The following is a 6409-nucleotide window of genomic DNA, read 5'->3' as shown; positions in this document are numbered from 1 at the left end:
GGCATGGGCGCCGTTCGCCGCCAGCCCATGCGGCAGGAGCGCGCCGCAGATCGCCCCATGCGCCGCGCCCGAGAGCCCGCCCAGGGGACCGGCGAGACCGTGGACGACGCCGAGCCCGGCATTGGCGAGCGCGAGACCGCCAGAGAGGCTGACCCAGGCCATCGCGTCGCTTGCGTCCCTGTCGCTGTCGTCCTCCATCAGCCGGATCAGCGCGCCGAGCCCGCGCGGGATCGCGTCGCGGCAGAGCGCGTCGGTCAGGACCGAGGCGCGCGGGCTGACATAGGGCTCGATCACCTGCGTCACCGCGTCGAGCCCCGAGGCGAGCGTCACCGCGCGCGGCAGCCCGTCGGTCAGGCTCGGGTCGACGATGGCGAGCGTCGGCAGGAGCCGCGCGTCGCGCAGCGACACCTTGCGGCGCGCCTCGGGCACGGAGATGACGGCGTTCCGCGTCACCTCGGCGCCGGTTCCGGCGGTGGTGGGGAGGGCTGTAAAGGGCAGGGGGTCCCGGTCGAGCGGCAGGCCTTGGCCCACGACCTCGAGGTGGTCGGTTATCGCACGATCCGAGGGTACGAGCCCGGCAATGGCCTTCCCGGCATCGATCACCGCACCGCCGCCGAGCGCGACGACGCTCTCGACGCCCGCCTCCCGCGCCATCCGGACGCCCTCTTCGATCCCCGCGACATCCGGCTCGCCGGTGATCGAAAGCGTCGTCACCTGGGCTCCGGCTTCGGTCAGCCCGTCGATGAGCCAGGCAGCCCGCGCCGCGTCCGAGCCATGCACGACAAGAACCCGCGCCCCGAACGCCGCAATGTCCGGTATCGCCCGCCGCGCCTCTCCGCGCCCGAACCGGATCTCACCGGCCGTCGCGAAGGCGAAGCTGGCGAGCTTGGAGGGCGGGGCTGTGTCGGGCATGCGGGTCTCCGGATCGCGATTGTGCGGCTCCTCGACAGATGGAGCGCGGGCCGGAGCGAGCAAGGGAAACGCCGTTGCCCGCTGTCCTTATCCGCCGCGCAGCCTCGGGGCGGTCTGCATGACCGCCCGTCGCGCTCTTAGCTCCACGGCCCTTTCCGCGCGCTCTGGGGCGTGTTGGGGATGCGGCTTGCCGTGACCGGGCGCTCGGACATCTGCGGGCGCGCAACGCCCTCAACGCGCATCTCGCGCAGCGCGGCGATGCGGTTTTCGGTGGCGGGGTGGGTGGCGAAGAGGTTGTCGTGCTTGTGCGCGTGGAGCGGGTTGATGATGAACATATGCGCCGTCGCCGGGTTGCGCTCGGCGGCGTGGTTGTCGATCCGGGCCGCGCCCATGGCGATCTTCTCGAGCGCCGAGGCCAGCCACATCGGCTCGCCGCAGATCTCGGCCCCGGCCTTGTCGGCGGCGTATTCGCGGGTCCGGCTGATCGCCATCTGCACCAGCGCCGCCGCCATCGGCGCGAGGACCATCATCAGGAGCGTGCCGACGAGCCCCATCCTCTCGCGCGAGCCGCCGAAGAAGAGCGCGAAATTGGCCAGCATCGAGATCGCGCCGGCGAAGGTCGCGGTGACGGTCATGATCGCGGTGTCGTGGTTGCGGATATGGGCGAGCTCATGGGCGATGACGCCCGCGAGTTCCTCGCGCGTGAGGCTCTGGATCAGGCCCGAGGTGACCGCGACCGCGCCGTTCGCAGGGTTGCGGCCGGTGGCGAAGGCGTTGGGCTGGGGCGTGTCGATCAGGTAGACCTTCGGCTCGGGGATGCCGGCGTTCCGGGCCAAATCCGCGGTCAGGGCGTGGAGGCCCAGCCGGTCCCCGGGGGCGAGCTCCTGCGCGTTGTGCATGCGCAGGACCATCTTGTCCGAGTTCCACCACGCGAAGCCGTTCATCACGGCCGCGGCGACCAGCGCGAGCAGCGCGCCGTTTGTGCCGCCGATCAGGTAGCCCACGCCCATGAAAAGCGCGGTCATCGCCGCCATCAGCATGGCTGTCTTCGCGTAGCCCATTCCGACCTCCGGGGCATGCTCTTTTCTCCCGAGAAGATATGGAGGGGCTTTTTGCGCAAACAAGCGCCCAAGCGGCGCGCCACGACGGCCGGTGAGCGGCCTGCCCGGCATCCCTGTGACCGGCGTCACAGCCGGGTCCGCGCATTCGTGCCAAAGATGTGCTCAACTTATTAGCGAGTCACCTCGCGGAGTCTCACTCGTTCCGCAGGTCCTTCCACCACCCAGACGCGTTCACCGCTTGGCCTCTCCAAGCGACTGGGAGCGCTTGTATTTCAGAACCGGCCCCGGCCCCTCAGACAGGGATTTTCCCGATGAACTCGACCTTTCTCACACCGACCGCCGATCCGTTCGCGCGCACGCTCTCGGATCTCTCCACAACCCTGACGGATTTCGCGCCGCTGGTGACCCCGATCGACGCGATCGACACGCTTCTGACCGATATCGACACGCTCCTGAAGGATTTCGGCGAGCTCATCACCGCGTTCGAAGGCGTCGACGCGGTGATCGAGCTCCTGGGCAGCGCGCTCGAGTTTCTCTCGCCGATCCCGATCGTGGGCGAGATCGCCGATGTCATCGCCGGGCTGATCGACGCGGGCGCCGAGGCGCTGGCCGATGTGCTGACCCTGGCGCAGGATCTCAACACCGAGGTGATCAAGCCGGTGCTCGAGGTGCTGGAAGAGATCGTCACGGGGCTGGGCGACGCCCGCGCGGTGACCGTCGAAATCTCGCAGAAGGTGCCGGGCTACATCAACACCATCGAGATCCTGCACTATCTCTCGGAGATCGCCTCGCCCATCGTCGAGGTGCTGAAGGGCACCAAACCCGCCGACGACCTGGCCGCGGTGCTCGACACGTTCAACACGGTGCAGGAGGACGTGGGCAAGGCGCTTCTAGTCTTCGATCCGGCGATCCGCGCGGTCGGCACCGGGGTCAAGGACCTTACCAAGGTCTTCCAGGACATCATGCACGCGATGGGGCAGGCGGGGCGCGACGCGCTCACCGGGATCGAGGACGCGGCCCATGCGCTGCAGCCGATCTCGGACGGGTTCAACCGCCTGGTCGATGCGATCAAGCCGCTGAAATGGGTGCTCGACGCGCTGAAATGCGTCTTCGACAAGATCCTGAAGCCGGTGATCGACGCGATCCTCAAGGCAACCGGGCTCGACGCGCTCGTTCACAAGGCCGAGGACGCGATCTTCGCCAAGCTCGGGATCAAGCCGGTGCTGGATCTCGCTCAGGGGCATCTGGGCAATGACACGATCCAGTCGACCTCGGACAGTCTCGGGCCGGACAAGGGGGCGGGGACCGGGCCGCTCTGGGACGCGACCCAGACCGCGCTCGGGCAGTACCGCTCGGGCGACAGCAGCGCGACCAAGACCGCGCTCCTTACGGTGATCAGCGCCGTCGCGCAGACCCCGCTCGATCCCAACAAGCCCGCCAAGGCGCCGCCCTTCCCGCCCACGCCGCCCGATCTGACGAAGCCGGTCTCCGGCACCAAGGGCCTCGCGGCGGGGCTTGCCTACACGCCGCGACGCATCCGCCGGATGGACCCGTCACCGCTGGCGCGGCTTCAGGCCAAGCGCTGCCGTCCCGCCGCGCGTTCGATGCTGGTCGCGATGCCCGAGATCACCGACGACCTGCCGAAGATCGACCCCAAGCTCTGGCCGCAATCGGCGGCGCTCGTCTCCGAGATCGACACGCTTGTCACCGCGCTCGACACGCTGTCGCCGCAGGCGGTGTCGCTGGAAAGCGCGCTGGCGCAGATGGACGCGGCGCTGAAACTGCCCGCGACCTTCGATCACCAGGTGGCGGACATGTCGGCGCTCCTGGGCGACGCGGTGCATATCCTGACGGTGCTCGAAGGCTTCAACATCTCCTTCGTCAACAGCGTCGTCGCGCCCTTCGTCGACGTGGCCAAGGATCAGAACACCAAGATGGGCGCGGTGACGACGGCGCTCCCGAAGCTGACCAAGGCGGTCGGCGATCTCGACGCGGCCACGGGCGCGGTGATCTCCGCCTTCCCGGACGCCACGCTGATCGAGGACACGCTGCGCCGGGTCGAGGGCTGGCGGCTCAGCCTCGGCCAGACCATCGCGCTGGTGCGCGCGGCGCGGATCAAGGACGCCAACCAGGGCAACACGGCGAAGGACCAGATCGACACGCTGGCCGCGCAGATCGAGGCCTCGGCCGCCGACCTGCGGACGCGGCTGACCGCGATCACCGGCCACATCACCGCGATTTCCGGCTCGGTCACCGCGGTGCAGGGCGGCATCGGAACCTACACGACGGTGCTCGCCGACATCACTCAGCACAGCACGCTCCTGTCGGACAAGGCGCTGCCGGTCGCGGATCAGGCGGTGCATGTGCTGGGCGTCGTGAACTCGATCGTCGACCCGCTTTCGGGGCTGATCGAGCTTCTGGACAACCAGCCCGCCCCGCAGGCGCTCGGCGCCAGCGCGACCTGTCCGGATGCCGACAGCGCGATGAAGACCTTCGGGATCGACGCGGCGAAAGTCATCACGGCGATGGCGCAATCCGACACCAACACTCCGAAGAGCTTCGAGAGCTTCGCCGAGGGGCTGGCCGAACAGGCGCTGCCGCTCACCGCGATGGCCACCTCGGTCAGCCAGGCCGCGACGACGCTCTCGACGGATGCGGTCTCGACCTTCCAGACCAACGCGGCGGCGCTCAAGACGAGCCTCGCCGGGCTGACTACCGAGCTTTCCGAGACCAAGACCTACTCGACCACCATCACCACGCGCACCGGCACGCGCGAGGACATCACCGTACCGAACGACATCATCGACAACGCGATGCTGTCCCAGGCGCAGGCGATCATGAATTCCCTCGGCTTCGCGGCCAAGGGTCACTGAGGGGGCATCGCCCCCGCATTTCCACCCCCACCTTTTCACTCAAAGGATCTCACCAATGGACGCTCAAGTCTGCACCCCCCCGTCGATCATCCCCTCCTTCGACCGCCTCGTTCTGGGTGACGCGCCGGTCACGATCTACGCCGCGCTCGACACCGATCCGCCGCAGGCCTGCTCGAGCTCGCTGACCGGCCAGGCCGCCACCGATTGCGCGAGCTTCACCACCTGGACGCAATACACCGCCGCCTTCGCGGGCGTGCTCGGCACCGCGGCGAACCTCGTCTACAAGTTCGTACCGAACAAGAAACTGGCGAGCGAGATCGTCACCGGGCTGCACGCGATCTATTCCGGGGTTCAGGGCGTGAACCAGCAGTTCCTGCTGGCGATCCAGGACATCAATGCCGGAAAGCCCTACGCGCCGGTGCCGCAACCCGACCCGATCCCGCCCTTCCCGACGCCCACCAAGGGCAACGATATCGGGCAGGCGGTCGAGCAGGCATGGCTGATCTTCAAGCCCTTCCTCGAGAAGGCGATCGCGAAGATGCCCACCGGGTCGCCGTGGATCAAGGTGCTCGAGGGCATCATCACCGCTTCCGACAAGATCATCGAGCAGCTCAAGGCGCTCTTCAACCAGATCGCCGGCTGAGCCCGCGTCCGGGCGCGGGCCACCCGCCGCGCCCGGACCCCGGCCCCTCGTTTCAGGAGACCTCCCATGCCCTCCGTCCAGCTCTTTTCCTTCGATATCGACACCAGCGACCAGACCGCGATCAACACGATCCTGGCCGGGCATGGGGTCGATCCCGCCGATCTGAGCGAAGAGGAAAGCCTCACGCTTCAGGCCAATCTTCAGCGCGACATGATCAAGGCACATGTCGCGCCGCATGTTGCCCATGACGTGCTGCCGGTCTTTCTCGCGCCCGAGTTCTTCTTCAAGCGCGCCGACACGCTGCCCTACCGGCGCGACACGTTCTTCAACATCCAGCCCTACCTGAACACGATCAGCGCCAGCTTTCCGGAGGTGCTCTGGTGCCTCGGCACGGTCTGGTGGCAGGAGCCGCAGAAGAGCGGCCAGGCGATGGTGCATAACAGCGCGCTGATCCTGCAGAACGGTCGGCTCCTGCACTCCTGGCAGAAAGAGCGGTTGAGTCAGATCGACGGTCTGCGCCGCGGTCCCGAGATCTGGGATCGCCATGACGTGGCCGAGGCGCGGGTCCTGGAGGCCAGCCAGGATCCCTTCTTCACCGCCGCCGTGCCGGGCGGCGCGACGGTGGCGGCGGGGATCGAGATCTGCCTCGATCACCTGACGCTTGATGGCCCGCCGGTCTCTCCGGGCGTGCTGCGGACGCATTACCTGAACGCCCATCCTACTGGTCACGGCGCGGGCGTCGACCTGCACATCCTCACCGCCGCCGGGATGCCGGTGCAGCCAGAGAACATCGTCTCGCGCGACGGAGGCGTCTTCCTGCGCTGCGACGGAGGCGGCGGCGCGAACCCGCGCATCCAGGCTCTGGGCGTCACCCGAACCGGCGCCACTCCCGCCGCCGCGCTCCGCGCCTGGAGCCCGAC

Annotated in this window: 5 protein-coding genes; 3 read left to right on the top strand and 2 right to left on the bottom strand. The window is 68.2% G+C overall.

From position 1 onward, the window contains the following. Together ACFQ4E_RS20280 and htpX are read right to left on the bottom strand one after the other, a co-directional pair. Nucleotides 1-912 (bottom strand): iron-containing alcohol dehydrogenase (locus ACFQ4E_RS20280; RefSeq protein WP_386806357.1); only part of this gene is annotated, 912 nt, incomplete at its 3' end. A 137-nt stretch (nucleotides 913-1049) separates the two neighbouring features. Then, nucleotides 1050-1973 carry a zinc metalloprotease HtpX gene (gene htpX / locus ACFQ4E_RS20275; RefSeq protein WP_386806356.1) on the bottom strand — a complete coding sequence of 308 codons (924 nt, stop codon included), beginning with the start codon at nucleotides 1971-1973 and terminating at the stop codon, nucleotides 1050-1052. 311 nt (nucleotides 1974-2284) lie between these two features. Here htpX and ACFQ4E_RS20270 point away from each other — a divergent pair, with 311 nt between their 5' ends. The 3 genes from ACFQ4E_RS20270 to ACFQ4E_RS20260 all read left to right on the top strand — a co-directional run. Then, nucleotides 2285-4846, top strand: a complete 2562-nt coding sequence (locus ACFQ4E_RS20270) for a hypothetical protein (RefSeq protein WP_386806355.1) — start codon at nucleotides 2285-2287, stop codon at nucleotides 4844-4846. Nucleotides 4847-4901: 55 nt separating this feature from the next. After that, entirely contained in the window at nucleotides 4902-5489 is a 588-nt protein-coding gene (locus ACFQ4E_RS20265; RefSeq protein ID WP_386806354.1) for a hypothetical protein, read from the top strand. 66 nt (nucleotides 5490-5555) lie between these two features. Then, nucleotides 5556-6409 (top strand): hypothetical protein (locus ACFQ4E_RS20260; RefSeq protein ID WP_386806353.1); only part of this gene is annotated, 854 nt, incomplete at its 3' end.

It is taken from the genome of Litorisediminicola beolgyonensis, from assembly GCF_042679605.1.
Lineage (GTDB): Bacteria > Pseudomonadota > Alphaproteobacteria > Rhodobacterales > Rhodobacteraceae > Litorisediminicola > Litorisediminicola beolgyonensis.
This window is presented reverse-complemented; position numbering and strand designations above follow the sequence as displayed.

Coding starts and splice junctions, on each gene's coding strand:
- htpX (WP_386806356.1), bottom strand. CDS start 1,973: ATGGGCTACGCGAAGACAGCCATGCTGATGGCGGCGATGACCGCGCTT.
- ACFQ4E_RS20270 (WP_386806355.1), top strand. CDS start 2,285: ATGAACTCGACCTTTCTCACACCGACCGCCGATCCGTTCGCGCGCACG.
- ACFQ4E_RS20265 (WP_386806354.1), top strand. CDS start 4,902: ATGGACGCTCAAGTCTGCACCCCCCCGTCGATCATCCCCTCCTTCGAC.